The 25,823-nt window shown below is 59.7% G+C and carries 19 protein-coding genes; 12 read left to right on the top strand and 7 right to left on the bottom strand.

Annotation, left to right across the window (positions count from 1 at the left end; all coding sequences use genetic code 11):
• The first annotated feature begins 112 nt into the window (after positions 1 to 112).
• A complete protein-coding gene (locus BZL43_RS21040) occupies positions 113 to 724 on the top strand; it encodes a MarC family protein (RefSeq protein WP_095634081.1) in 612 nt (203 codons plus the stop codon).
• Positions 725 to 787: 63 nt separating this feature from the next.
• Here the strand turns inward: BZL43_RS21040 and BZL43_RS21035 are convergent, their stop codons facing one another.
• From BZL43_RS21035 to BZL43_RS21005, 7 genes are all read right to left on the bottom strand, one after another.
• On the bottom strand, positions 788 to 7,783 hold the full coding sequence (locus BZL43_RS21035) for a TcdA/TcdB pore-forming domain-containing protein (protein WP_256582890.1): 6,996 nt from the start codon (positions 7,781 to 7,783) through the stop codon (positions 788 to 790).
• A 132-nt stretch (positions 7,784 to 7,915) separates the two neighbouring features.
• A complete protein-coding gene (locus BZL43_RS21030) occupies positions 7,916 to 8,143 on the bottom strand; it encodes a hypothetical protein (RefSeq protein WP_095634079.1) in 228 nt (75 codons plus the stop codon).
• A 388-nt stretch (positions 8,144 to 8,531) separates the two neighbouring features.
• Entirely contained in the window at positions 8,532 to 10,235 is a 1,704-nt protein-coding gene (cobJ, locus tag BZL43_RS21025; RefSeq protein WP_095634078.1) for a precorrin-3B C(17)-methyltransferase, read from the bottom strand.
• Positions 10,235 to 10,966, bottom strand: a complete 732-nt coding sequence (locus tag BZL43_RS21020; RefSeq protein WP_095634077.1) for a precorrin-2 C(20)-methyltransferase — start codon at positions 10,964 to 10,966, stop codon at positions 10,235 to 10,237. The genes cobJ and BZL43_RS21020 overlap by 1 nt, the downstream gene beginning before the upstream one ends.
• Entirely contained in the window at positions 10,966 to 11,592 is a 627-nt protein-coding gene (locus BZL43_RS21015; protein ID WP_095634076.1) for a precorrin-8X methylmutase, read from the bottom strand. Before BZL43_RS21015 ends, BZL43_RS21020 begins: the two co-directional genes overlap by 1 nt.
• The gene (cobG, locus tag BZL43_RS21010; protein WP_095634075.1) at positions 11,585 to 12,886 is read right to left on the bottom strand and encodes a precorrin-3B synthase; all 1,302 of its coding nucleotides are present in this window, start codon (positions 12,884 to 12,886) and stop codon (positions 11,585 to 11,587) included. Before cobG ends, BZL43_RS21015 begins: the two co-directional genes overlap by 8 nt.
• A 145-nt stretch (positions 12,887 to 13,031) precedes the next feature.
• Positions 13,032 to 13,682 (bottom strand): hypothetical protein, encoded by a 651-nt coding sequence (locus BZL43_RS21005; RefSeq protein WP_095634074.1) that lies wholly within the window; start codon positions 13,680 to 13,682, stop codon positions 13,032 to 13,034.
• A 243-nt stretch (positions 13,683 to 13,925) separates the two neighbouring features.
• Here BZL43_RS21005 and cbiE point away from each other — a divergent pair, with 243 nt between their 5' ends.
• The 11 genes from cbiE to BZL43_RS20945 all read left to right on the top strand — a co-directional run bounded on the left by cbiE (position 13,926) and on the right by BZL43_RS20945 (position 25,480).
• Positions 13,926 to 15,137 (top strand): precorrin-6y C5,15-methyltransferase (decarboxylating) subunit CbiE, encoded by a 1,212-nt coding sequence (cbiE, locus tag BZL43_RS21000; RefSeq protein ID WP_095634073.1) that lies wholly within the window; start codon positions 13,926 to 13,928, stop codon positions 15,135 to 15,137.
• Positions 15,130 to 16,227 carry a cobalt-precorrin-5B (C(1))-methyltransferase gene (locus tag BZL43_RS20995; RefSeq protein ID WP_095634072.1) on the top strand — a complete coding sequence of 366 codons (1,098 nt, stop codon included), beginning with the start codon at positions 15,130 to 15,132 and terminating at the stop codon, positions 16,225 to 16,227. The genes cbiE and BZL43_RS20995 overlap by 8 nt, the downstream gene beginning before the upstream one ends.
• On the top strand, positions 16,224 to 16,958 hold the full coding sequence (locus tag BZL43_RS20990) for a cobalt-precorrin-6A reductase (RefSeq protein WP_095634071.1): 735 nt from the start codon (positions 16,224 to 16,226) through the stop codon (positions 16,956 to 16,958). The genes BZL43_RS20995 and BZL43_RS20990 overlap by 4 nt, the downstream gene beginning before the upstream one ends.
• 303 nt (positions 16,959 to 17,261) lie before the next feature.
• Entirely contained in the window at positions 17,262 to 17,660 is a 399-nt protein-coding gene (locus tag BZL43_RS20985) for a DUF2946 domain-containing protein (protein WP_095634070.1), read from the top strand.
• Between the two features lie 48 nt (positions 17,661 to 17,708).
• Entirely contained in the window at positions 17,709 to 18,188 is a 480-nt protein-coding gene (locus BZL43_RS20980; RefSeq protein WP_095634069.1) for a copper chaperone PCu(A)C, read from the top strand.
• Positions 18,189 to 18,209: 21 nt separating this feature from the next.
• Complete coding sequence (locus BZL43_RS20975; RefSeq protein WP_095634068.1) at positions 18,210 to 18,635, top strand: DUF2946 domain-containing protein; 426 nt, start codon at positions 18,210 to 18,212, stop codon at positions 18,633 to 18,635.
• Positions 18,636 to 18,898: 263 nt separating this feature from the next.
• A complete protein-coding gene (locus tag BZL43_RS20965) occupies positions 18,899 to 21,016 on the top strand; it encodes a TonB-dependent copper receptor (RefSeq protein WP_095634142.1) in 2,118 nt (705 codons plus the stop codon).
• Between the two features lie 146 nt (positions 21,017 to 21,162).
• Positions 21,163 to 22,542 carry a PepSY domain-containing protein gene (locus BZL43_RS20960; protein WP_095634067.1) on the top strand — a complete coding sequence of 460 codons (1,380 nt, stop codon included), beginning with the start codon at positions 21,163 to 21,165 and terminating at the stop codon, positions 22,540 to 22,542.
• A gap of 198 nt (positions 22,543 to 22,740) precedes the next feature.
• A complete protein-coding gene (locus BZL43_RS20955) occupies positions 22,741 to 23,529 on the top strand; it encodes an ABC transporter ATP-binding protein (RefSeq protein WP_095634066.1) in 789 nt (262 codons plus the stop codon).
• Positions 23,526 to 24,473 (top strand): ABC transporter substrate-binding protein, encoded by a 948-nt coding sequence (locus BZL43_RS20950; protein ID WP_095634065.1) that lies wholly within the window; start codon positions 23,526 to 23,528, stop codon positions 24,471 to 24,473. Before BZL43_RS20955 ends, BZL43_RS20950 begins: the two co-directional genes overlap by 4 nt.
• On the top strand, positions 24,470 to 25,480 hold the full coding sequence (locus tag BZL43_RS20945) for an iron ABC transporter permease (RefSeq protein ID WP_095634064.1): 1,011 nt from the start codon (positions 24,470 to 24,472) through the stop codon (positions 25,478 to 25,480). Before BZL43_RS20950 ends, BZL43_RS20945 begins: the two co-directional genes overlap by 4 nt.
• Positions 25,481 to 25,823 lie beyond the last annotated feature (343 nt).

Here is a 25,823-nt window from a genome sequence, read left to right as displayed (position 1 = left end):
CAACTTCCTCACCCACAACTTACCTTCAGCCCCCCTTTCACACATCATCCCCCCAAACATTAAACCGACTGATAGACTCCGCTCTGCCCATCTGCCGCCGCGAGCCGAAATCATGCTCCACGTATTATTCAGCGTTTACTTGAAGATGCTGGTGCTCTACAGCCCGTTCTTCGTGTTGTCCTGCTTCATCAGCCTGACCCGCGGTTACTCGCGCAAAGAACAGCGACGCCTGGCCTGGAAGGTGGCCGTCGCCACGTTGGTATCCAGCGTTTTGCTGTACCTGTTCGGGCGGGTGATTTTCAATGTTTTCGGCATCACCGTGGACGCGTTCCGCATCGGTGCCGGCAGTGTGTTATTCATCTCGGCACTGGGCATGGCCCAGGGTAAATCTGCGGTGCAGACCGACAATGTGCAGCAGGATGTGACCATCGTCCCGCTGACCATTCCGCTGACCGTCGGCCCGGGCACCATCGGTGCTCTGCTGGTGATGGGGGTGAGCCAGCCGCACTGGGATGACAAGCTCACCGCCATCATGAGTATCGCCTTGGCCAGTTTCACGGTTGGCGTGGTGCTTTATCTGTCGAGCCGGATTGAACGCATTCTTGGCGATCAGGGCCTGCAGATTGTCAGCCGGTTGATGGGCTTGTTTGTCTGCGCATTGGCGGCGCAAATCATTTTCACCGGGGTGAAGGGTTATCTGGTACCCGGCGTCACGCCCCCCTGAAAAAGGCTGCGAAAATCGCAGCCTCGCTTGATACACCCGGAGGCAGATTACCTGTTGCCGGGTCTACGCCTCGACGACCAGCAGTTCCAGCAGATCAAGACTCATACCCTCCTTCAAGTCCACCATCAGCTCATCAAGGGTAACGAACAGCTGATCGCCGGAAACATTGACCAGCAGTTCAAACATGTTCCGTGATTGCGCTCCGGCGGATTCGATATTTCGGAAAATCAGGCTGCGCCCGTCATCCGGATCGGTCAGCAACAGATGCCCCTCGGCCAACGTGATCCGCCAATGATCCATAGGCGGCAGTTGCAGGAGCAATTGGCGCTGTCGAGGCGTGGGCAAATGGAAGTCGATAATCAGGCAGTCAAGCCGTAACCAGGCGGCTTGCGAGATTTGGCATGTCATCGGGCCTTTGAGCCCCAGCACCAGGGTGGTGACACCGTCCGGAATCAACATCAGCAAGTCCTCGATGTTGTCCTGGGTCTGGATCGTCATCACCTGGGCCGCTCGACTCACCGTGTCGGCATGCATCCAGACATCATGGTCCGGCACCAGCCATGCCCCGTTTCTGTTACTGAACACCTGACGGGTCACGGTGTTGTACAACAGCGCTATTTCGCCATTGCGCACGCCCAGAAAAGCGGGCCAATGCCCGTTGCTCTCTATAGTCGAGTAGTACAAGCGCTCGCCAGCGGTGTCATACCAGGCATAGAGATTATCGAATCTGCCTGCGGTCAAAACGGGCGCGCATAATCGGCCGGCAATCAACTGAAGCAGCTTGTTTTCCCGCGCCTGCCGGGTACCAAGACCCAGGAAGAAGTCACTCTCTACACCGACGATACGAGGTGCATCATCTTCAGATAACTCGATCCAGACATGCTCTCGGGTCAAGCCACGCAATCGCGTGCCTTCGGGTACAATCCGGGTAAAAGCCCATTGCGCAGCCACCCGCTGCATTGCCGGCAACCGATCTCGATGTAACAGGCGCGTGCCATTGGCGAAGGCTGCCGCAAATGCGTCGGGCTCCATGAATGGCTGACGATAGACCTGTCCCGAGGACGAATCCCATAGCCATGCAGCCGTTTTGTCCGGGGTCTGTGCCAATAACTGTAAGGATTGATTCGGCCTCATGTCGGCTATCAACAAGCGCTGCTCCAGGCACCAGACACGCAGGAACGCGTTGCCGGGGACATTGCGCACACCCAATACTTCAAAACCATCGACGGCCAACTCTTGGGCAAACCCCAGAACGCTCTTGTGCCATTCGAAATCGCCACCCACCGCCTCGGCTCGAGCCAGCCAGTCCTCGTTCAACGCGACCAGCTGCGATTCATCAGTTCTGTTCAGCTGAAACAGCATGCCGTCCTGAGTGAGCGCAATATGGCGCTGCGCCTGGAAATACACCTCGACCACCTCATGAGGCAGAATCTTCACAGCAGGCGCGGATGGTTCGTCATCCCGCATCGTCACTCGCTGTCGGTAGATACTGCGATGGCGCTGATCATAAAACAGGAACGTATCGCCGTCGGCATCCTGGGTATTAAGCAAAATCAGAGTGCCTGAATCCGCTTGCAGGTTCGGCCGAATCACCAGCCCGTCATCCCTTCGCAGCCAGAGACTGACGCGATTGCGAGAATCATCATGCCAATAGGTGATCGAAGTCAGCGGCGCGTATCGATAGTCCACGACACTCACCGCCTCGAAAGGCATGAGTTTCTCGTCGCGTACCATCAATTCGTAATCCCAGAAAAAATACGGAAGGGAGACCGTGTTCCTGCGTTGTAACAACGCCTTCTGGCCCTCGGTCAATGGGCCGATGACAGAAAACAGCGAGAGGTCATTTGCACCGAGCAGGTAAGTCATCTTCATGTCCCCACCGTTTCGCAGCACAACGTTCTGAACGACCCGTATCAACCCTCCTTCCAGTTCCTGGAAGGCTGAAATCCTTGAGCCCGGTAACGGATCCATCAATCGGTAGATACGATTGACCTTTCCGGTGGTCACCTCCGTGCGCCAGATCAGAACTTCGTCGGGGACATAGTAGTACGCGTACTTGTCGACCATAGCGCCCAGACAGGCGGTTTTCTGATAAGCCGGACTCAGGCCACGGACAAACAGAAAACGGTCTTCGTTGCCGTCGTATTGGGCCGTTGTGTAAACCGGTTCCAGGGGGTTGCTGTAGGGAACAGGAAAGTTTCGGACAGTCGTGTAGCGACCGGCCAGGCGCTTGGAAAGCGCTAGCTCGCGGATGGACGCCTGCACAGCGCGAACGTCATCGACAGAGCCGATTGAAAGTTCGGAGATCAGCAGACTCCCCCGCTCCCAGTCCACCTGATATGACTGCTTGTCCAGTTGCACAAGCAAAGGCGATTTGTCTGGGACATGGACCCGGATCGTGCCCAACTGCACACTGGCCCCTTCAATTTTTACATCTCCCTCGCTCAACCAGGTTGCACCCAATGCCCAGGCCATCGACGGCGCATCCGAGGTCGTTAAAAGCGTGATCGCCCGAACCCCCTCGGTCAGTACCACCGTGCACTGCCCACCCCACCCCAGAATTTCGTAGGACAAGTAATTGTGCAGCTCTCTTGGCAATTTCGGCACGTGGAGAGAGCGGTTTCTGCGATCCAGCACGACGTTGATCAACGTCTGCGAGTAATTGGGTGTCAGTTGATACAGGATATATTCGGTCGGGAACCTGTAAAAACTGAACCAGAACTGGCGCTTCCCTTCACTGTCATTCTCGAGTTTCAACGCCGTTTCAAAATCCTCCCGGCGGGTGGTCGAAAACGGCAATGCCTTATAGTCGAACCCGAAGTAGCAATGCGGCATGCACGGGAGCACAACGGCATCAAAGTCTTCGGCATCGGGAATCGCGCTTTCGTAGGCATATCCGAGCGACTCACGGATGCTGATCGACAATGACCGATCCGGATTGCCCTGCGGCGGATGCAACGAATGGGGAATGGCCGCGTAAATATTCAACACACCGCCATAACGCAGCAGCCGTGCCTCAAGGTCCAGATGCGTGACCACGACATAGGGGCTGATACTCAGCGCATCGTCAATCCGCGAATAACCGCCGCTGCGGTAACCCTGCTCAATCAGGTTCAGATACTTGCCGACCTGACGGGCCCGTTCCAGTATTCCGCTGAAACCTTCGACCAACGCGCCGATGCCGACCGCCAGCCCTCCCAGAATGACACTTGCCCCTCCCAGAAACGCAGCCGCGGTGCCGGCACCGACCACGGATGCACCAAGGCCGCCAAGCCCCGCCACCAGGCCTGCGGAGTCGAATGCAAGTTGGGTTGCGAACTGGGCAATCTGAGCTTCATTCTCGGCATTGGCCAGCAAGTAAATATCGAATCCGACCGCAGCCAGTTGAAGAATATTGCCCACCCCCTCATTGGCTACATGCCCCAAGGCATTGATCACCACCGACGAGGTGGTTTTGGCGACCAACAGGCTGTCGGTAAACGCGATACGCACCAGATTGATCAGTTCCACAACATCCACCACGAGGCCATGGGTCAGTTGTGCATAGGACAGGTAGCCATGCAAACGCACCGCAGACGTCAATGCCGTCGTCTCACCTTCAGAGGATTCCCGATCCTTCAGAGCGAACAACAGGGCTTGAATGGCAAATCCGGCGTTGAGTGTATGGACGCCCCCCGCATCGGTCGGATCAATGGCACCAGGGCGGGGCGCTTTGACCGACAGTGCCTGGTATACGTCCGTCAGATGAGACTTGATGGTGTCCAGACGCAGGTCATCGGTCACGACTCTGCGGGTTTGACTGGAGTCCGTGGCATTGACCAGGGTAATTTCACGCCTGCCTGTCGCATCGGTCTTCAATGACTCGAAGACCGGCACAAAGTCATGACTCAACTGATGTTCTGCCTGCAAGCGAAGGGTCGCGCTTTCGATCTGCCGCGCCCAACCCTGGGCGTCCAGCCGAGCCAGGCCATCGCCCAGCCGGGCGTTTTCCGACAATGAACGGGCACGTAATGCCGCGTGATGCTGCCAAGGCTCGATTGACCGTCCACCGGCGATCTGCTCGCGCCTCAGCAGATCGCCGACGGTCACCCGTGAAGGCAAAGATTTTTCGGCAATGCTCGAACCATTGAGATCGATCACATCGAACGTCGAGTTCGCCTTCTCTCCGAGGCCATAGAGCCTGGCAATCACTTCATCCTGAAAAAAGTTGCTGATGCCTTGCTGCAAATCCTCTGCCCGCCTGAAGGCATACAGGCCGAAATTGGGGTCATAAAATCGATAGGATGTCTCACCCTGTTCCATGACCTTGCTTACCAGCATCGAATGATTGCCTGTGTTGAGCATCAAGCTGCCGGTGGAGGTTTTCGCTTCCAGCGCCCGCATGGCCGCGCTCAAATCCACAGCCGCGGTTTTTTCGCCGAACTGCGACATGGGAATGCCACGCAACTCATCCAGAACATGAAGCAACGCATGGGTTTCAGCGGCGTCAGGCGTAAGGTTGGCAATGGCCAGTTTACCGATCAAGGCCCGCTCTGCCGTGCTGCCACTGTCAAGCGCTGCGGCCATGAACAGCGCCAGCGGATAACAACGCCGGCCCGGATCACCGCTGCCGCGTACGAGCAGATCCTGTGGCAACTGTTTGACGGTGTCGGCCCCGGCCTGGAAAAACCGTTCACGGACCAGATGCCCTCTCTGCAGAATCGACGCCCGGTATTCTTTCCTGGCGGCCGTTTCGATCCTGTGGACGTGCTCCCCCCACTGCCGCACGCTCATCGGTTCGGCAAGGGCCTGGGCCTTCAGTATCTGCGATGTTTCCGGCACCTGCCCAGACAAGGATGAAGCATTGCGACCTGCTTCGAACATCGCCGGTCGCCGATTGAACAGAGTCTGCTCGATCAATTCGTAACGTGCGAAAAGCCCGCGATCCTGAGTGCTTTCGGCGAGGGCGACCGTCTCCTTCCAGGCAGGTGCGAACCCCTCCTGATCCAGAGTGGGGGCACCGAACAGGCCGCCAAACACGACACGGTGCAACGGACTCAACTGCTCCGCAGGCAACCTGCCACCAGCGATACGCGACAATGCCTCGTTCACATTGCCAAGCGACTCGGCGCCTATTGATTCAGGAAGTTGGCTGATAGGTTGCGCCAGAATTTGCTGTCGCGTCTCAAAATCGAGGGCAATGCGATCGTTGAACGTGATGTCGCCGCTCAACTTGTCATTCATCGCGCGCATGAAGGGTTCGCCCAGATCATCAAGCAGCTGTTGCAGCACCGATGTCAGTAACACGGGTTTGCCTTCGATCACCGGCCAGCCTTGTTTGAAGGTCAGGGTCTGCGCCTTCAGCAACTCCGCAAGATTGCCGGTGTATCGGGCCTTGTATTTACCGTCGCGCCAGTTTTGCTGTTCTTTTTCCAACCACTGTTCAGGCTCTTTAACATTTTCCACCCAGCCACTGATCAACTCTTCTTCAGTCGCCCGGTTGTACCCGATTTCTACAAGTCGAAGCCTTTCCCTTACCTCGACGCCTTTTTGCGCAATGCAGTGGGCATCCATAAAATCCTCAATCCCCCAAATAGCGGCGCCGGGACCGGTCATTGAGATGGTGCTTCGCGCCAGTGGGTCTATACCGTCGCGATGGTAGTCCGCTAGAGCGGAGACATAAGCCAAGCGATCCAATGCCGAACTGGTAAACCGGTCATTATTCGCGCCAACAATTTTGCCTCCGATATCAATTACCGCATTACGATCCCATTGTTTTCCGGATGCTATTAGTTCCTGCTCAACCTTGGTCAGAATGTCGTAATTACTCCGAATTCGCCTCATGATCGAATCAACCATTCCTGACTCAGGATGGGCCATGATAAATGCGTTCATTTCCGAGCCTACAGGTGCCCCTAGGCGGACAGCACTTTCTGGAACGGTGAGCCCTTTCGTCGCGGCGAAAACATCAGCGACCTCAGGATTGCTTTCGGCAAATCGGGTCAGAGCCTCTAGATGTTCAGGAGGTAAATAATGTGCGTAACTTTTGTACCTGCTTTTGTCACGACCCGGCATCAACGTCGGATTTTTATCCAGCAATAACTGCAACACACCCAGTTTTTGTTCGAAGCTGAATGCCTTGATGTTTACTTCACCCAACTGATCGACGAGTGGCGGCAAATAGTCAAGATCGCTGTAAGTACCCGCCTCCAGACTTATCGCCTGCAATCGCACCACATCGGATGCCGCGGCCAGGTTCCCGCGAAAAGACACTTCACGCTCGTAGACGTCCCATAGAAAATGCGAACCAAATGCCGCACGTGCATCGCGCACTCGAACCCGTTCGCCCGCCATTGCCAGGTGGCTCTCAAGGTATCGGGCTTTCGCCGCTTCAAGCGCCGTCCGGTCTTGTCCGTAAGCCTTCACCAACAAATCGATACGGGCATCGTCAGCATTGATGCCCTGTTGTTGCGCCATCGTGATGTGCTCAAACATTTGTTGGCGTAGCACCACTACGCGCTTCTCGATCAAATCGCCCAGTTTGATGGCACTGCTCAACTCTGTCCCGCCTGACTCCATGGCGTGCGCTTTGGCGGCCTGGGTAATGATCCGGTTGGTATCAAAAGCCATCAGTGCTTGAGGGTCATACCAAAGGTTGAAGGTATGTCCGTCTTTGCTCAGCACTTGCTTCCAGATATTGAAATAGTCGCGCTGGTGATCCCCGAACAGAGCACCGCCCACCCACACAAAGTGCATGTTTTTCGGCACCGGCGGGTGGGTTTTGGCAAGCAGTGCGACCGTTTTTTCGATCCTGCCCACGTAAGCTTTAGTGGCGACGCTGGCGTTGCGAAGTGTATCGGTAATCGGCCCGTTTTTTTTAAGGATCAGGGCAACAAGCGCTTCCTCAAATAACTTGGCTGGCACCCATTGTTCAGACAACTGTTCACTTTCGCTTGCGGCCTTGTAATACCGCTGGAGCGCAGAATGTTCCTCACTTCCCGCAAACTCAGCAAGATCACCGGAGAATCCGGATAAACCAATGGCATTGACAAACCCTTGTCCAACAAGGGGTAAGTGCATTAATTGACTCATAATGTCCCTATTAAGATTATTTCTTGAAACTCAGGCACTAGCGCCCGCCTCGAGCAACTTCGATTGTTTGAGGGCGCTCGCCACATCGCTTCTTTTTAAATTGCGGTTAATTTTTTCTGATTAATCCACCAAGCTGGTATCCAACTCAGTACTCGCTACGCTCAGCAGTTCTTTCAGCGTTGCGCTGTTCTGACTTATTTGTCGGTCAACCAACGTCCGCACCAGTGTCGAAACTGCATAAGTTCGATGCCCTTCGAACCCGAGCCAGGCATCGCCGCGCAAGTTGACATCCGTTGCATACACTTCGCGAAAAATCACACTGTGCCCGCTGTCCGGATCGACAATCACCAAGTGTTCCTGGACGATGCTCAGCAATAGTTTTAAAATAACGCCCCGCCCGATGCAACTCAACCAACAAGGAATTCAATTAATTACCAAACAAACACCACACTCCGTGTTACAGACCGGCGCACTTTTATTCATTCATTTATGACACACAAGTCAGAACCCCTTAAAGGCCATTCCTTATAACAACTGCCTGAATAATGATCCGTCACACCCTGAAAAATCCTGGCGTCAAAGTAGAACTTCCTACAAAGCAGAATAAAAATTCCTGATAGCAGGTAATACAATCCCACGCAAACAACCGAACAGGCTTACATGCACAAATGGCGAAACAATCGAAGGAAGTCACCGGATTGAGGTGATGAAGGCGGCCCGGGCGGGCCGCCAGATTTCAGCAGAGGGGTTTGTTGCCATACCAGCGCGGTGTATACACCCAGTCACCGCCTTCGGCGCGGGGGAACACACAAGTGGTGGACGAGCCGATCAGCACCATGGTGCGCATGTCCACTTGCTCGGGCGTGAGCGCGCCGAGTGTGATGACCCGCAGCGTCTGGCCGGGGCGACCGATATCACGCCCCAGAACCACCGGGGTTTTAGGGCGACGGTGCTGTGCGACGATCTCCAGCGCACGGCCCAGTTGCCATGGCCGCGAGCGGGAGATCGGGTTGTAGAAGGCCAGCGCCAGATCGGCTTCGGCAGCCAGGTCAAGACGCTTTTCGATGATCGACCACGGCTTGAGGTTGTCCGACAGTGACATCACGCAGAAGTCATGCCCCAACGGCGCACCGGCCTGAGCGGCCGTCGCCAGCGAAGCGGAAACCCCCGGCAAGATCTCCAGCTCGACGCTGTGCCAGGCCGGATCACTCGACTCGTGCAAGGCTTCGAGCACGGCGGCGGCCATGGCGAACACGCCAGGGTCGCCAGACGAGACCACAATCACTGATCGCCCCTGGGCGGCCAGCTCGAAGGCGTGACGGGCACGCTGCATCTCTTCGCGGTTATCGGTGCAATGCAGCACTTGATCCGGACGAAACGGGCCGGCCATGCGCACATAGGTTTCGTAACCGAGCACATCAGTGGCTCTGGCCAATTCAGCCTTCACCGCCGGCACCATCAATTCGGCAGCGCCGGGGCCCAGGCCGATCACCGCCAGTCGACCGCGTGGCTGGCCGATCTGCGAAACGTTCAGAGGCTGTTCGGCGATTGCCAGCGCCAGATGCCCGTCGATCGGGATAATCGTCGCGCCGGGAAGAGCCCTGCGAGCCATCTCGCTGGCAGCGCCGGCAGGGGAGGAAAAACGCAGCGGCACACCCAGTTCAAGCGCCGCTTCGCGCAGCGTCGGGCTGGCCATTTCCGTGGCGGGCGCCAGCAAACACGCCAGCGATTGCGCGGCAACTTGCGCCTGACGCAGTGCCGCGCGAATCGTCTGCGGCAAATCCGCTACCCCGGCGCTCACCGCCAACAACACACTGCGCGGGTAGATCAACAGTTCATTGGCTGTCGGCGCCCGTTCGGCGCTGCCGACATGGATCGACAAATGCGCCTCGGCATCTTGAGGTAACTGTGCTTGCGCCAACCAGGGCGCAGCGCCTTCGATGCGCACGTGTTCGCCCGCCAGCAAGTCCGAGACAAAGCGCTTGCCCAGCTCCAGATCGCCCAAAGCATACCCGTCGGGTGGATTGAGCAGGCAGGTGCCGAAACGCAGCTCACCGCTGGTGGTAATCGCCGCCGCAACGTCGAGGCCAGCGGCAATCTCGCGCGCCATGCCATTCACCCCACCCAGGCCACCCAGCAGCGGCACCACGGCGCTGCCGTCTTCGGCCACGGCCAGCACCGGCGGCTCGGCGCCCTTCTCCAGCAGCAACGGCGCCAGGGTGCGGATCACGATTCCGGCGGCGCACAGCGCGATGATCGGCGTGTCCTGTTGATAAAGCTCGCGCAAGGTCGCGCCGAACTCGTGATACACACGGTCCGCGCCTTCGACCCGTTCGGCCAGTCCGTGGATCAATGCGCCGGGGTATAGCTGCGCAATTTTGCGCGCGGTGGCGAGGCTGCCGTTGCCGAGAATGACAATCGCCGGAGCGGAATGAGTCATCAGCCTTGCCACCTTTCACCGGGAACGATGATCAGTGAGAAATACGGCGAGGACATCGGCTCGACCTGATCCAGCGGCACGATCTTCTGATTGGCCATGGTCGCGCGCTCGACGTACAGCGCGCGCTGCGCCAGACCAAGCTCTTCGAGCACCTGACGGACTTTGGGAAAGTTACGCCCCAGTTTCATGATCACTGCGGCATCGGCATCGGCCAGGCGCCGCTTGAGGTCTTCGTGAGGCAACACCCCCGATAATACCGACAGGCTCTGATTTCGATACACCAGCGGCGCACCGAGTACCGACGCGCCGCCGAGCATCGAGCAGACGCCCGGCACGACTTCGGCTTCATAACGTTCGGCCAGGCGATCATGCAGGTACATGTAGGAGCCATAGAAGAACGGATCGCCTTCGCAGATCACCGCCACGTCACGACCCGCGTCCAGATGCGCGGCGAGTTGTTCGCCAGCGGTATCATAGAAATCGCTGATCACTTGTTCATACGACAGCGGTGCCGGCAACGCTTCGGTGGTCACCGGATAGATCAGCGGCAGCAGGGTTTGCGCGTCCTGCAGATGGGCTTCGATGATGCCGAAGGCGTTGCCCTTTTTGCCCTTGGCGACGAAGTACGCCACCACCGGCGATTCGCGCAGCAAGCGCAAGGCTTTGACGGTAATCAGTTCCGGATCACCGGGGCCGACGCCCAGGCCGATCAAACGTCCAGGTTGCTGCATCATTCGATCTCCGTGGCGAGGGCATTGACGGCGGCGGCGGCCATGGCGCTGCCGCCCAGCCGGCCTTGCATGATGACGAAGGGCACGCCACGGCTATCGGCGGCGAGTGCTGCCTTGGATTCGGCGGCGCCGACGAAGCCCACCGGGAAGCCAAGGATCAGCGCCGGTTTCGGTGCGCCGGCGTCGAGCATTTCCAACAGATAAAACAGCGCGGTCGGCGCATTGCCGATCACCACCACGCTGCCTTCCAGGTGCGGGCGCCATAGCTCCAGCGCGGCGGCGGAGCGGGTGTTACCCAGCTCGCGGGCAAGCTCTGGCACGCTTTCATCGCGCAGGGTGCAGATGACTTCGTTGTTCGCAGGCAAACGCGTGCGGGTCACGCCTTCGGAAACCATCCGCGCGTCGCACAGAATCGGCGCACCGGCGGCCAGCGCATCACGCCCAGCCTTGCCCGCGCCTTCGGAAAATTGCAGCCCGTCGATAGCGTCGACCATGCCGCAGGCGTGGATCACACGGACCGCGAGTTTTTCCAGATCGGCCGGAATACGCGCAAGGTTGGCCTCGGCACGAATGATCGCGAAGGAGTTGCGATAAATCTCCTGACCGTCGCGGATGTAATCAAGCATCAAGGGAACTCCATGGGCGGGCGTCGAGCAAGGCGCCGACCGCTTCAATAGTAAGATTGCATGCGTGCAGGGTGCCGAAACCGGACTGTCCCGCATCGCGAAAATAGAGGTTGTAGCGACCGGGTGCGACGGCCAGTAACGTGACCGGCACCCCATGAGCGGCGGCGCATGAACGCTGGCAACCGGACACATGCACCGTTTGATCATGGCGTTGCAACAGCGCAGCCAATTGCAAGGCGTCGCCCTTGGTATCGGCCAGGCCTTTGCCACAACCAGCGGAGCCGGTGCAGGCGATCAATCGTGACAAGGGCTGATCGGGTTCACACAACAGGCCCAATTGCTCCAGGCGCCGAATCACTTCGAGCGCTTGCTTCTGTTGAATATCGGGCAGTAACAGACTCTGCCACGGGGTGAAGCGCAGGCTCCCGCCGCCGAACTCGCGCGCCAGCTGCGCCGCGCCTCTGAGCACGGCGGGATCGAGCCGCCCCAACGCAGGTACGGCACCGATATAGACATAGTCGGTTCCGGCCTGCGGATGAACGCCGATGTGCAGAGCGTCCGGGCTCGATGAACGCCGCCAATCGGTGATCGGTGTCAAGGGAACACGCTCGGCCAGGCGAGCGAGAAATTCCGCGGCCGGGATTTCGGCCAGTACATGACGCATCCGTGTTTGATCGGGCCGCGCCAAATCGAGAAACAACTCCAGCACTGCAACGACCAACGCGTGTCCTTGCTCAAGTGACACTGAACCGGCGGGCGTGTCCGTGGGGCAACCCGCCAGACCGAATGCCAGCAACCGTTCGCCGTCTCGCTCAGCAGCAGACAACCACAGATCATGGGGGTGTTCGAGCATCGCCAGCGCCTCGCCGCCGTCGAGTTGCACGGCAAACTTGGCGCTGAGCTGGTGAAAGCGTTCGTGGCTTTGCAAGGTGGCGAGCATCTGTTCAGCCAGCGGGCGCGTGTCGAACAGCATATGCCGATCAATCCCGGCGGCCGGGCTGAGCATCAGGTTGCGCACATCGTCGCCAGCAGCGGTACGCGGCCCCAATCCAGCGGCGAGCAGGCAATCGATCAGTGCCATCTGTTCGCCGCCGATCCCGCGAATCTGCAAGTTGGCGCGGTTAGTCGCCTCGATCACGCCCCCGGCAAACCGCTCGGCCGCGTCGGCCACCGCTTCAGCCTGGGCAGCGCTGATCGAGCCGCCGTTCAATTTGATCCGACAGATACCGCCATCCAGTGCCTGGACGATACGCAGCAACCCCGGGCAGGCCGAGGGGCGTAAAGCGGTGGACATCGGGCGTTCGTTCAAAGGGGTGACCGGCTGGCTGGCAGCGCTGTGATGGGCGAAAGGTCGCCATTATGCCTGCTTTGCCCAAGCGCATGAAAATGCCTGCCGGTCGGAATCCGCCATGGCTACAAATCACCCAGCCTGGCGCTGTTCAGAGTTCGTATTCTTCGAGCGTGAAAGGGATCTGGCGAAGCGCCTGCTCAACGCCCGCTCGATGAGCCTCCATTGTTCGGCGCTTGATCACCAGTTTTCTGGCGCGAATATCCAGTTGCGACATCGGCTGATGGATCTGCCAAAACAGGAACGTGGTGTTGAGGACCATCTTGATAAACCGGATATGACTGAGCACTACGACCAACTCGCCGCTGGCGTTATAACTGATCGGCAAAATATGCGAGTTGAACGTCTTGCCACTCAGGGCCGTAAAATTTTTCAGGATTGCTGCATCGTTTTCCAGCGCTGCAAGTCCTGCTTCAACTTGTGCCAGTTGGGAACGAGTGAGCAACGGCGCCGCCAACTTTCGCCATGCCTGTTGCACGCTTCCGGAAAATTCGCGCTGGACCAGAACGACGGGCTGTTCCTCAAGGCTCCAGCCAAATGACCAGAGAATGCCGGCAAAGTGATCGAACCATTCACCTGGCTGGGTACTGCTGTTGTAACGTTCATCCGCCTTGATCTGCGCGAGTAGCGCGCAATTCTTTACAAAATTGTTATCGGCGGCTGTCTGGTTCTCAATGCCTGTGAATAACATATTGTTCACGGCGATTGCATGACGACGGGTGTTATCTGAATTGATATCCATATCTCTTCCTGCCAACCTGGCAACTCATTAATCAATAAATGCTTCGTTGTTAAATCAGAGCGTCCATTAACTCCGATTTAAGTTGAGTCCAAACTAGCAAAAACGCCCCCTGAGAAAAGCGCTTTTGCACCACATTTAGTTTCCGCTATCGGTCAACCATTCTCCGACAACCGACCCGCGTCAGATACCGGCTGCCGCGTTATGATGCCGCCCCTGAAGATCACCCTGGATTTAAGGAACGGCATGACACCCTGGCTAACGGTTGTGGGAATCGGTGAAGACGGCTTCAAGGGCCTGGGCAAGAATGCCCGGCGCGCCCTGATGAACGCCTCGCGGATCATCGGCGGCCAGCGCCAACTGGACTTGCTGCCCGTGTGCATTCGCGGCGAACGCCAGTTATGGCCCAGTCCGTTTTCCCTTGAACCATTGCTGGCGCTGCGTGGCGAGCCGGTTTGTGTACTGGCCAGCGGCGACCCGATGTTTTTTGGCGTCGGCGCCAGCCTGGCGCGGCACCTGCCCGGTGCAGAAATGCTGATTTTGCCCGCCCCGTCCTCCGTGTCACTGGCGGCCGCTCGCCTGGGCTGGCCATTGCAGGATGTGGTGACACTGTCGGTGGTCGCCCGCCCCATCGCCGCACTCAACGCCCATCTGTTCAGTGGGGTGCGCTTGCTGGTGTTGAGCAACGACGGCCAGACTCCGGCAGCCATCGCGGCATTGCTGTGCGAACGTGGTTTCGGACCGAGTCGCCTCACCGTGCTGGAACATCTGGGCGGCGAAGCCGAACGACGCATCGAGGGTGTTGCCAACGACTGGAGTGAGCCGGCAACCGTCGATCTGAACCTGATCGCCATCGAATGCATCGCCGAACCGAACACGCCGCGCCTGTCCCGACTCGCCGGGTTGCCAGACGCTGCCTTCAAGCATGACGGCCAACTGACCAAACGCGATGTGCGCGCCATTACCCTCGCGCGCCTGGCCCCGATTCCCGGCGAACTGCTGTGGGACGTCGGCGCCGGCAGCGGTTCGATCGGCATCGAGTGGATGCGCGCTCATCCGAGCTGCCGAGCACTGGCCATCGAAGCGGATGAAGGCCGGCAACTGTTGATCGAGCACAACCGCGATGCCTTGGGCGTCCCCGGTCTGCAATTGATTCGCGGCAGCGCCCCCCAAGCCCTGGATGGGCTGGAACGCCCGGACGCGATTTTCATCGGTGGCGGCGTCACCCGCGAAGGCGTACTCGATACTTGCTGGGCGCAACTCAAACCCGGCGGTCGACTGGTGGCCAACGCCGTCACCCTGCAAAGTGAAGTGACCTTGATGGCCTGGCGTGAACGGCATGGCGGTGAATTGACCCGCATTCATGTCGCCCAGGCGCAACCGCTGGGCGAGTTCGATACCTGGCGTCAGGCGCTGCCGATTACCTTGCTGGACGTGACGAAGCCCCTCGATGCGTGACGAAACCGCCGAACAACCCGCCCCGCTGCGCAGCGGCCTGACCACCGGCAGCTGCGCCACCGCCACCAGCCTCGCGGCGGCGCGCCTGCTGCTCAGTGGCGCGGAAGCAGACGCCGTCGAGATCATTCTGCCCAAAGGCAAACGGGTGCAGATGCGCCTGGAATTCTGTCGGCTGACGGACGCCGGCGCCGAAGCCGGAACGATCAAGGACGCCGGCGACGACCCGGACGTGACCCACGGCGCCCTGCTCTTTTCCCAGGTGCGCTTGCACAGTGAGCCGGGCATTCGCTTCAGCGCCGGTCGTGGGGTGGGCACCGTCACACGGCCCGGGCTGGTGCTGAACGTCGGCGAACCGGCGATCAATCCGGTACCGCGCAAGATGATCAGCGAGCACCTGATGCGGCTGGCCGAAGAGCTGGATTATCAGGGCGGCTTCGAAGTCACGGTGAACGTCGAGGACGGCGAAGCCCTGGCACTGAAAACGATGAACCCGCGCCTGGGGATTCTCGGCGGCCTGTCGATCCTCGGCACCAGCGGCATCGTCCGGCCGTTCTCTTGCGCGGCCTACATCGCCTCGATCCACCAAGGCATCGACGTCGCCAAAACCAACGGTTACCTGCACATCGCCGCGTGCACCGGCAACGCCAGTGAAGACACCATGCGCCGAGTCTATGACTTGCCGGAAATCGCCCTGATCGAAATGGGCGACTTTGTCGGCGCGGTGCTCAAGCACTTGCGCAAAGTGCCTGTGGATAAACTCAGCCTGTGCGGCGGCTTCGGCAAGATCAGCAAACTGGCGGCCGGGCACATGGATTTGCACAGTCGGCATTCAAGCATCGACCTGCCACAACTGGCCGAATGGGCGGCGGCGGTCGGCGCCGATGAGGCGTTGCAACAGGCGATCCGCCAAGCCAATACCAGTCAACAGGCATTGGCCATGGCCAGCGCCGCCGGGATCGCCCTCGGCGACGCGGTGTGTCAGCACGCGCTGGACTTTGCCCGCAGCGTGGTGCCGGCGCAGGTTCAGGTCGAAGTGTTCGCCATCGATCGCCAGGGCGGGATTGTCGGCCATGCGGGAGTTTTCCAATGAAGCGCGTGTTGTTGCTCGGCGGCGTCACTGAGGCCCTGGCCATTGCCCGGACGCTGGGCCCGGAACACATCTATAGCCTGGCCGGTATCGGTCGCGTGCCGACGGACCTGAACTGCCATGTTCGGGTTGGCGGCTATGGCGGCGCTGAAGGTCTGGCGCAATTTATTCGGGCTGAAGGCATCGACCTGCTACTGGATGCAACCCATCCCTACGCAGCGCAAATCAGTCAGAACGCCGCGACTGCCGCGAAGTTGAGCGGCATCGCATGCTGGGCTCTGCGGCGTCCGGCCTGGCAACCACAAGCCGGAGATGACTGGCGCGAAGTCAGCGACTGGGCCGAACTGATCGAAGCACTCAAACCCTTCCGCCGACCGCTGTTCACCCTCGGCCGCGAACCGCTGCAGCACCTCCATGAAATCCCGCCGGAGCAATTCTGGACGTTGCGTGCGCTGGACGTTTATCCCGGCAATGAGCGCTGCGAAGTGATCGGCGCGCGTGGGCCGTTTCTGATCGAGGATGAACGCGAGCTGTTCGAGCATCGGCAGATCGACGTGATGATCAGCAAAAACAGCGGCAGCGCCGCCACCGAGCCGAAGCTGGAAGTGGCACGGGAACGTGGAATGCCGGTGCTGGTGTTGAAGCGGCCGGTGTTGCCGGGGGTTGAGCGGGAGTTTTGGGCGGTGGATGAGGTCTTGGCTGCACTGGCGAAGCGCAATCTAGCGGACGAATAAATCATTGTGTGGCGAGGGGGCTTGCCCCCGTTCGGCTGCGAAGCAGTCGCAAACAGGTAGACACGGTTCAGGCTGATAAAATCAGGTTGCAGGTTTTGGGGCCGCTGCGCGGGCCCAACGGGGGCAAGCCCCCTCGCCACAGGGTTGTAGGCTAGCCGCAACTCATCCGGCATTTCCAAACGATACCGCTACACTCGTTTGAAAGTCTGCTGCGACACCACACCGCACGCGGCCTTTTTACTTATCGCCCCTGATCAGGCTAAATAGCCGCGCCTGATCGCCCACTCAACCGGATCTGCCCTCATGTCCCGACAACGGCTAGCATTTGCCTGGATCGCCTGCTTTGCAGTGCTGTTCAACATGCTCGCCATGCCGATGTCCGGAGCGATGGCGCAGACGGCGAAATCACCTGCAGAGCAATTGATGTGGGGCAGTTTCTGCTCTTCCAACGGCACCAGGTTGGTGGCGATTTCCCTGGGTGATATCGAGCAGAAAGCCCCGCAGAGCGACGATCATTCCAACATGCAGCATTGCTGGTGCTGCTCGGGCTCTGCGCCTTTGGTGGCGTTGCCGGGGCATGCGCCGCAGCTGTATTTTGCGCGTTTCGAGGCCAATCGAAGCCTGCTGCCTGCCACACTCGACACCCCTGCACCGCGCCAGCAATGGCCAAACCTCAACCCCCGCGCGTCCCCTCTGGTGTGATTCCTTCTCGCAATTGACCTGCGTTTTGAATCGTTCTGGAGAACTGCCATGTTGAACAAGCTCATCGTTCTGGCTGTATTGCTGCTGCCTGCCTGTTTTGCCAACGCTCACGAATACAAGGCTGGCGAACTTGCGATCGCCCATCCGTGGTCGCAAGAATTGCCGCCCAACGCGCCCACCGTCGCGGCGTATTTCGTGATTCACAACAACGGCAAAACCGCCGACCGACTGCTGAGCGTTGACTCGCCAATTTCGGGAAAGGCCGAATTGCACGAGCACGTGAAGCAAAACGACCTGATGAAAATGCAGCAAGTGCCCAGCATCGAGATTCCGGCTGGCGGCAAGGTCAACTTCGCACCGATGGCGTATCACGTGATGCTGCTGGAGCTGAAAGACCGCGGGCTGCTGAGCGACGGCAAGCGCTTCCCGGTGACGATGCACTTCGAAAAATCCGGCGATGTGACGGTCGAGGTCGCGGTGCAGAAAAAGGCGCCTGATGGCATGCAAGAGCATATGCACGCTCAGTAATCGCCCACGTTGAAAACGCCCATGCGCCCGCTTGGCAACAGGTCATCCGTGCACCGCCGTCAGCCAATGAGCCTGACGCGCGGCAGCTGGATCAGCCTGTTCGCCATGGTGATGATCTTTATCGGCCCGCTGATTTCTCAGTCGATGCCGATGGATCAACGCGCCTCAATGTCCATGAGCATGTCGATGGACATGCCCGCCATGGAGCATGGCGCGCAACCCGCCGCCGAGCACTGCCCGCCCAAAGCCGACCATCACGCACTCTGGGAAAAATGTGGCTATTGCAGCCTGCTGTTCAATTGCCCGGCGCTGACTGGCGGTCAGTTCTTCGCCGCCTTCAACAGTCCACAGACAACCACTTTCAGCACTCCCGCTACCCGCCTGGGCCACGCCCGGCAAACCTTCTTCCCCGGCGCCCGCACCCGCGCCCCACCCATCGTCGCGTAAACACTCACCTCCGATCTCACGCGGCCCGCAACATGGCCATAGCAACCTGTGGGAGCGAGCTGGGTGGTGAAGGGGCTTGCCCTCGTTCGGCCGCGTAGCAGTCGTAAAACGTTGCACGCCGTGTACCTGATACACGGCGATCGCAGGTTTTGGGCCCGCTTTGCGGCCCAACGGGGGCGAGCCCCCTCGCCACAGGAACTTGCTCCCACAGAGATTTGCAGGCTGCCGGCCGTGTCGTTTACGACTGTTCGATGGACATTGTCATGCCAAGATTTTCTGCTGACACACGCTTGGGCGCTGCCCAGGCTTCTTTTACCTTGAACGAATCTCACGTTCGCTTAAGGCACGCCACGGCCGTTCTTTGTGGCTTGCTGCTGGCACCGATGGTGCAGGCCGATGAACACGCCGGGCACTCCGAAGAACTGAGCCCGACGGTGATTACCGCCATCGCGCCGAGTTCGCCGCTGACCATCGTCACCAACCCCAAGGACCCGCGCCAACCGGTGCCGGCCAGCGACGGTGGCGATTATCTGAAGACCATCCCCGGCTTCGCGCTGGTGCGCAACGGCGGCACCAACGGCGATCCGGTGCTGCGCGGCATGTTCGGTTCGCGCCTGAATATCCTTACCAACGGCAGCATGATGCTCGGCGCCTGCCCCGGCCGGATGGACGCGCCAACCTCGTACATTTCGCCGGAAACCTACGACAAACTCACCGTGATCAAAGGCCCGCAAACCGTGCTCTGGGGCCCCGGCGCATCGGCCGGCACCGTGCTGTTCGACCGCGCGCCGGAAAGCTTTGGCGAACTCGGCACCCGGGTGAACGCCAGCGTGCTGGCCGGTTCCAACGGGCGCTTCGACAAAGTGGTGGACGCCGCTGCCGGCGGGCCGCTGGGCTACGTGCGCGTGATCGGCAACACCGCGCATTCCGACGACTACAAGGACGGCAACAACGACACCGTGCCCTCGCGCTATGACAAGTGGAACGGCGACATCGCTGTCGGCTGGACCCCGAGCGCCGACACGCTGCTGGAACTGACCGCCGGCAAGGGCGATGGTGAAGCTCGTTACGCCGGGCGCGGCATGGACGGTTCGCAGTTCTTGCGCGAAAGCCTCGGCCTGCGCTTCGAACAGTCAAACATCGGTGAGGTGCTGGATAAGGTCGAGGCGCAGGTCTACTACAACTACGCCGACCATGTGATGGACAACTACACCCTGCGCACGCCGTCCGGCACCGGGATGATGGCCGGCCCCATGGCTTCCAACGTCGACCGCCGGACCCTCGGCGCGCGGATCAAAGCCACCTGGCGCTGGGCCGATGTGCAGCTGATCAGCGGCGTGGATGCGCAAACCAACGAACATCGTCAACGCAGTGCGATGGGCGTCGACGCCTACAAGGATGTACCGCGCAACAAGGACGCCGACTTTCATAATTACGGCGTATTCAGCGAACTGACCTGGTACGCCGCCGACCGTGATCGGTTGGTCACCGGGGCACGACTGGATCGCGCGTCGGCCAAGGATTATCGGCAGACCATCGGCTCCGGAATGATGGCCCGTCCCAACCCGACGGCCGACGACACCCGCGCCGACACACTGCCCAGCGGTTTCGTCCGTTACGAGCATGACCTGGCCGACAGCCCGACCACGCTGTATGCCGGTCTCGGTCACGCCCAGCGCTTCCCGGATTACTGGGAGCTGTTTTCGCCCAAGTCCGGCCCCGCCGGTTCGGTGAACGCCTTCGACTCGATCAAGCCGGAGAAAACCACCCAGTTCGACTTCGGCCTGCAATACAAGACCGAAGACCTTGAAGCCTGGGCCTCGGGTTACGTCGGGCAAGTGCGCGACTACATCCTGTTCAACTACACGCCGGGGATGATGGGCATGACCTCGCAAGCCGAGAACATCGACGCGCGCATCATGGGCGGCGAAATCGGGGCCGCCTACAAGCTGACGGCCAACTGGAAAGCCGACGCGACCCTGGCCTACGCCTGGGGCAAGAACAGCAGCGACGGCAGTGCCCTGCCGCAGATGCCACCGCTGGATGCCCGTTTCGGCCTGACCTACAGCGAAGACAACTGGAGCGCCGGCGCCTTGTGGCGGGTGGTGGCGGCGCAGAACCGCATCGACCAGAACAAGGGCAACGTGGTCGGCAAAGACTTCGACACGAGCTCGGGTTTTGGCGTGTTCTCGCTCAACGGCGCGTACCGGATCAACAAGAACTGGAAGGTCAGCAGCGGCGTCGACAATTTGTTCGGCAAGGCGTACGCCGAGCATTTGAACCTGGCGGGCAACGCTGGTTTCGGGTTCCCGGCCAATGATCCGCAAGCCATCAACGAACCGGGGCGCACGCTCTGGACCAAGGTTGATATGAGCTTCTAACAAGAAAAGTCAAAAGATCGCAGCCTTCGGCAGCTCCTACATGGGCCAAGGATATCGCCGCAATTGCGGGTGTAAACACATCCCGTAGGAGCTGCCGGAGGCTGCGATCTTTTCAAGACAAATGAATCGCCAAGCGGAGCACACAAATGAAACAGCCCAAACCGAATTTCTACAACCTGGCCTGGCGCTGGCATTTCTATGCCGGTCTGTTCGTCGCGCCATTCATGGTGATGCTGGCCTTGACCGGCATCATTTACCTGTTCAAACCGCAACTCGACCCGTTGATGTACGGCAGCCTGCTGAATGTCCCGCCTGCTCATCACACGGTCTCCGCCGATGAACTGCTCAAGCGGGTGAAAGAGGCGTATCCACTGGGCCAGATCAAACAATACCTGCCGCCGCTCAACGCCGAACGCAGTGCGCAATTTGTGGTGATCAATGAAGGTCATGAACTGAACGTGTTCATCGATCCGTACCACGGCGACATCCTTGGCGAACAAGACGCGAAGAAGAATCTGCAAGCGATAGCACGCTCGATTCACGGCGAATTGATGATCGGCACCGTCGGTGACCGGCTGGTGGAACTGGCCGCCGGTTGGGGCGTGGTGCTGGTGGTTTCCGGGGTATTTCTGTGGTGGCCACGCGGCCAGTGCGCCGGGATTCTCTGGCCACGCATGAACAGTCGTGGTCGAGTGCTCTGGCGCGACCTGCACGCGGTGACCGGGTTCTGGGGCGCGGCCTTGTTGCTGGTGATGCTGCTCAGCGGCATGACCTGGACCGGGTTCTGGGGCAAGCAATACGCCGACCTCTGGAATCGCTTCCCGGTAGCCATGTGGAATGACGTGCCCAAATCCGACGTCGAGGCCCGCAGCCTCAACAGCGCCACGCGTCAGACCGTGCCTTGGGCGATGGAAAACACGCCGATGCCGATGTCCGGCGACCACGCCGAACACATGGCGCACACCGCCACCCAAGCCGGCCCGGCAGCGCCGACCATCAGCCTGCAAGACGTGCAAGACATCGCCGTGCAGCGCAAGGTCGAACCTGGCTACAGCATCACCTTCCCCACCACGGCCACCGGTGTATTCACCATCGCGGTGTTCGCCGACGACCCGCGCAATGACGCCACCCTGCATGTCGACCAATACACCGGCGACGTCCTCGCCGACGTGCGCTGGCAGCATTACAGCAACGTCGCCCGGGCCACCGAAGTCGGCGTGATGCTGCACGAAGGCAAGATGTTCGGCCCGTTCAATCAGATCATCGTGCTGCTGATCTGCCTGATGATTTTGCTCAGTGCCGTCAGCGGTGTGGTGATCTGGTGGAAACGCCGGCCGCAGGGCAAATTCGGCGTACCGCCGTTGCGTCACGACCTGCCGAAATGGAAAACCGCGATGGTCATCATGTTCGGGTTGGCGGTGATGTTTCCGTTGGTGGGGGCTTCGCTGGTGGTGGTCTGGGTGTTGGATCGGGTGCTGCTGTCGCGTTTGAGTCGGCAAACTGAATCCACTTCAGCTTCATCATGAAGCAGGCGAGATGCGCGTTTTAGAAGGATCTATAGACTTCTGGCGCTTATCTCTGAAGCATAGGGCCTCTTCGCGGGCAAGCCTCGCTCCTACAGGATTTGTGTCGATCACAAATATTGCGCACGACACAAACCCTGTAGGAGCGAGGCTTGCCCGCGAAGGCGTCATCAGCCACAGCAAAACTCCCAAGAGAAATGCATGACCTCGCTGAACCTCACGAACCTCGCCTGGACACCCCTGGGCCACGGCCACTGCCACCACCAGTTCCAGCTGCGTGATGCATCGTTGCACGTGGCCGCTGGCGAATTCGTCGGGTTGATCGGCCCCAACGGCAGCGGCAAGACCAGCCTGTTACGGTGCGCCTATCGCTTCAGCAAACCGCAAAGCGGCGAGGTTAAGCTGGAGCATCACAATGTCTGGAAGCAATCCTCACGCTGGTGTGCGCAACGCATCGCGGTGGTGTTGCAAGAGTTCCCCGACGCCTTCGGCCTGACCGTGGATGAAGTGGTCGCCATGGGCCGTACGCCGCACAAAGGGTTGTTTGATGGCGATACCCTTGAGGACCGAAAACGGGTGGCTCATGCCCTCGAATCGGTCGGCCTCAAAGGCTTCGAAGACCACGCCTTCGCCACGCTTTCCGGTGGTGAAAAACAGCGCGTGATCCTCGCCCGCGCCCTGGCCCAACAACCGCAATTGCTGATCCTCGACGAACCCACCAATCACCTCGACCCGCGCTATCAGCTGGAGCTGTTGCAATTGGTCAAGCGTCTGCAGATCGGCACGCTGGCGAGCATCCATGACCTCAATCTGGCGGCGGCTTTTTGCGACCGGCTGTACGTGATCAATCACGGTCGCATTGTGGCCAGCGGCCCACCCAAAGAAGTCCTGACCGCCCAGCTTTTGCACAACGTGTTCGGCGTCGACGCCCTGATCGACGACCATCCCTTGCACGGCTACCCACGAATCACCTGGATAACCCAATCATGACTTTGCGTTCCCTGCTTTGCGTCGTTCTGTTGCTGGGCAGTGCCCACGCTTTCGCCGAAGCCACGAAATACCCGCTGACCGTCCAGAGCTGCAACCGCGAAGTGACGTTCAAGCAAGCGCCGAAACACGCGGTCAGCCATGACATCAACATGACCCAGATGATGCTCGCCCTCGGCCTCAAACCGCAGATGGCCGGCTACAGCGGCGTGACGGGCTGGAAGTCGGTGACGCCCCAGATGCAGACCATCCTTGATGGCCTGCCGGAACTGGCGGCCAAGTACCCGTCAGTGGAAACCCTGCTCAACGCCAACGTCGATTTCTTCTTCGCCGGTTGGGATTACGGCATGCGCGTCGGCGGTGATCTCACCCCGCAAACCCTGCAGCCGCTGGGCATCAACGTGTACGAACTCACCGAGTCCTGCGCCTTCGTCATGCCGCGCCCACTGGCCAGCCTGGAAGACACTTACAACGACCTGCGCAATCTCGGGAAAGTCTTCGACGTGCAGGACCGCGCCAACGCTGTGATCGCCCGGATGCAGGCGCAGGTCGCCGACATCCGCAAGGGTCTGCCGATGGACAAGCCACGGGTATTTCTCTACGACAGTGGTGAAGACCGGGCCATGACTTCCGGTCGTCTAGGGATGCCGCAGGCGCTGATCGACGCTGCCGGCGGGCGCAATATTCTCGACGACGTCGAGGCGAGCTGGACCCGGGTCAACTGGGAAAACGTGGTCGAGCGCAATCCGCAAGTGATCGTGATCGTTGATTACGGCGAAGTCACCGCGCAGCAGAAGGAGCAATTCCTGCTGAACAATAAGGCCCTGCAATCGGTGGACGCGATCAAGAACCAGCGCTTCATCGTCATCCCTTACGTGCAGGCCACGCCGGGGATCGACAACGTGCTGGCGGTCGATAGCCTGGCCAAGGGTTTCCACGGCGAATGATCGATCGTCGCTATGCCTGGTTGCTGATTGCCCTCGGCGCACTGTTGCTGGTGTCGTGCGTGGTGTCGCTGGGTTTCGGCCCGGCGCGGGTGCCCGTGGAGGTGGTGTGGCGGATTCTGCTGCACAAGATTTCTGGTTTCGGTGTTCCGGACTGGACGGCCGGCCAGGAACACATCGTCTGGCTGATCCGCGTGCCGCGCATGTTGCTCGGCGCGCTGGTGGGCGCTGGCCTGGCGTTGATCGGCGCGGTGCTGCAAGCGGTGACGCGCAATCCGCTGGCGGATCCGCACCTGCTCGGTGTGACCTCCGGCGCGACCCTCGGCGCGGTGATCGTGGTGCTGCATGTCGGTGAAATCGCAGGCCTGCTGACCTTGCCGATTGCGGCGTTTATCGGCGCGCTGCTGAGCATGCTGGTGGTGCTGATGATCGCCAATCGCAATGGCCGGCTCGACAGTGATCGACTGTTGCTGTGCGGCGTGGCGGTGTCGTTCGTGATGATGGCGATTGCCAATCTGCTGTTGTTTCTGGGCGACCATCGCGCCAGTTCCGCGGTGATGTTCTGGATGCTTGGCGGTCTCGGGCTGGCGCGCTGGGAATTGCTCGCGGTGCCGGCGGCGAGTGTGTTGCTTGGGTTGGTGTTGCTGCTGGGGATGGCCCGGCCGTTGAATGCGCTGATGGCCGGCGAACAGACGGCTGTGACCCTCGGGCTGAATGCTCGCACCGTGCGTTTGTGGGTGTTTTTGATTGCCTCACTGATGACTGGGGTGTTGGTGTCGATCAGTGGGTCTATCGGCTTCGTCGGGCTGATGGTGCCGCACATCGCGCGGCGGTTGGTCGGGGCCGAGCATCGGCGATTGCTGCCGGTGTGCGTGTTGCTGGGCAGCTTGTTCCTCGTCTGGGTCGATGTGGCCGCCCGCACCCTGATCGCCCCGGAAGACTTGCCCATCGGCGTCGCCACTGCCGCGATTGGCGGGTTGTTCTTCATCGGCCTGATGCGCCGCCGCTAACCTCTTCTCTACGCCTTCTGTAGGAGCTGTCGAGTGAAACGAGGCTGCGATCTTTTGACTTTGATTTTTTAAGATCAAAAGATCGCAGCCTCGTTTCACTCGACAGCTCCTACGGTAATGCAAGTGTCCTGGCCAGCGATTTCGCCAGCACACGACACCTACGCCCCAATGTGGCGCACCTCGTTGCACCCATGCGCCAAACGCGATCCTTCGTGGTGCGCCGCCAAACCCGCGCAACCGCTCTACTACGACATTTGCTTGCCCTTCCCCGACCGGGCACAGCCCTTGCTAAAGACCCTTCAGTCGTCCGCATCTGCCAACCATAAAAAACTTTAACGTTCAT

It is taken from the genome of Pseudomonas sp. PICF141, from assembly GCF_002286815.1.
Taxonomy (GTDB): Bacteria; Pseudomonadota; Gammaproteobacteria; order Pseudomonadales; family Pseudomonadaceae; genus Aquipseudomonas.
The sequence above is the reverse complement of the archived record's forward strand: the minus strand, read 5'-3'. Positions and strand labels throughout refer to the sequence as shown.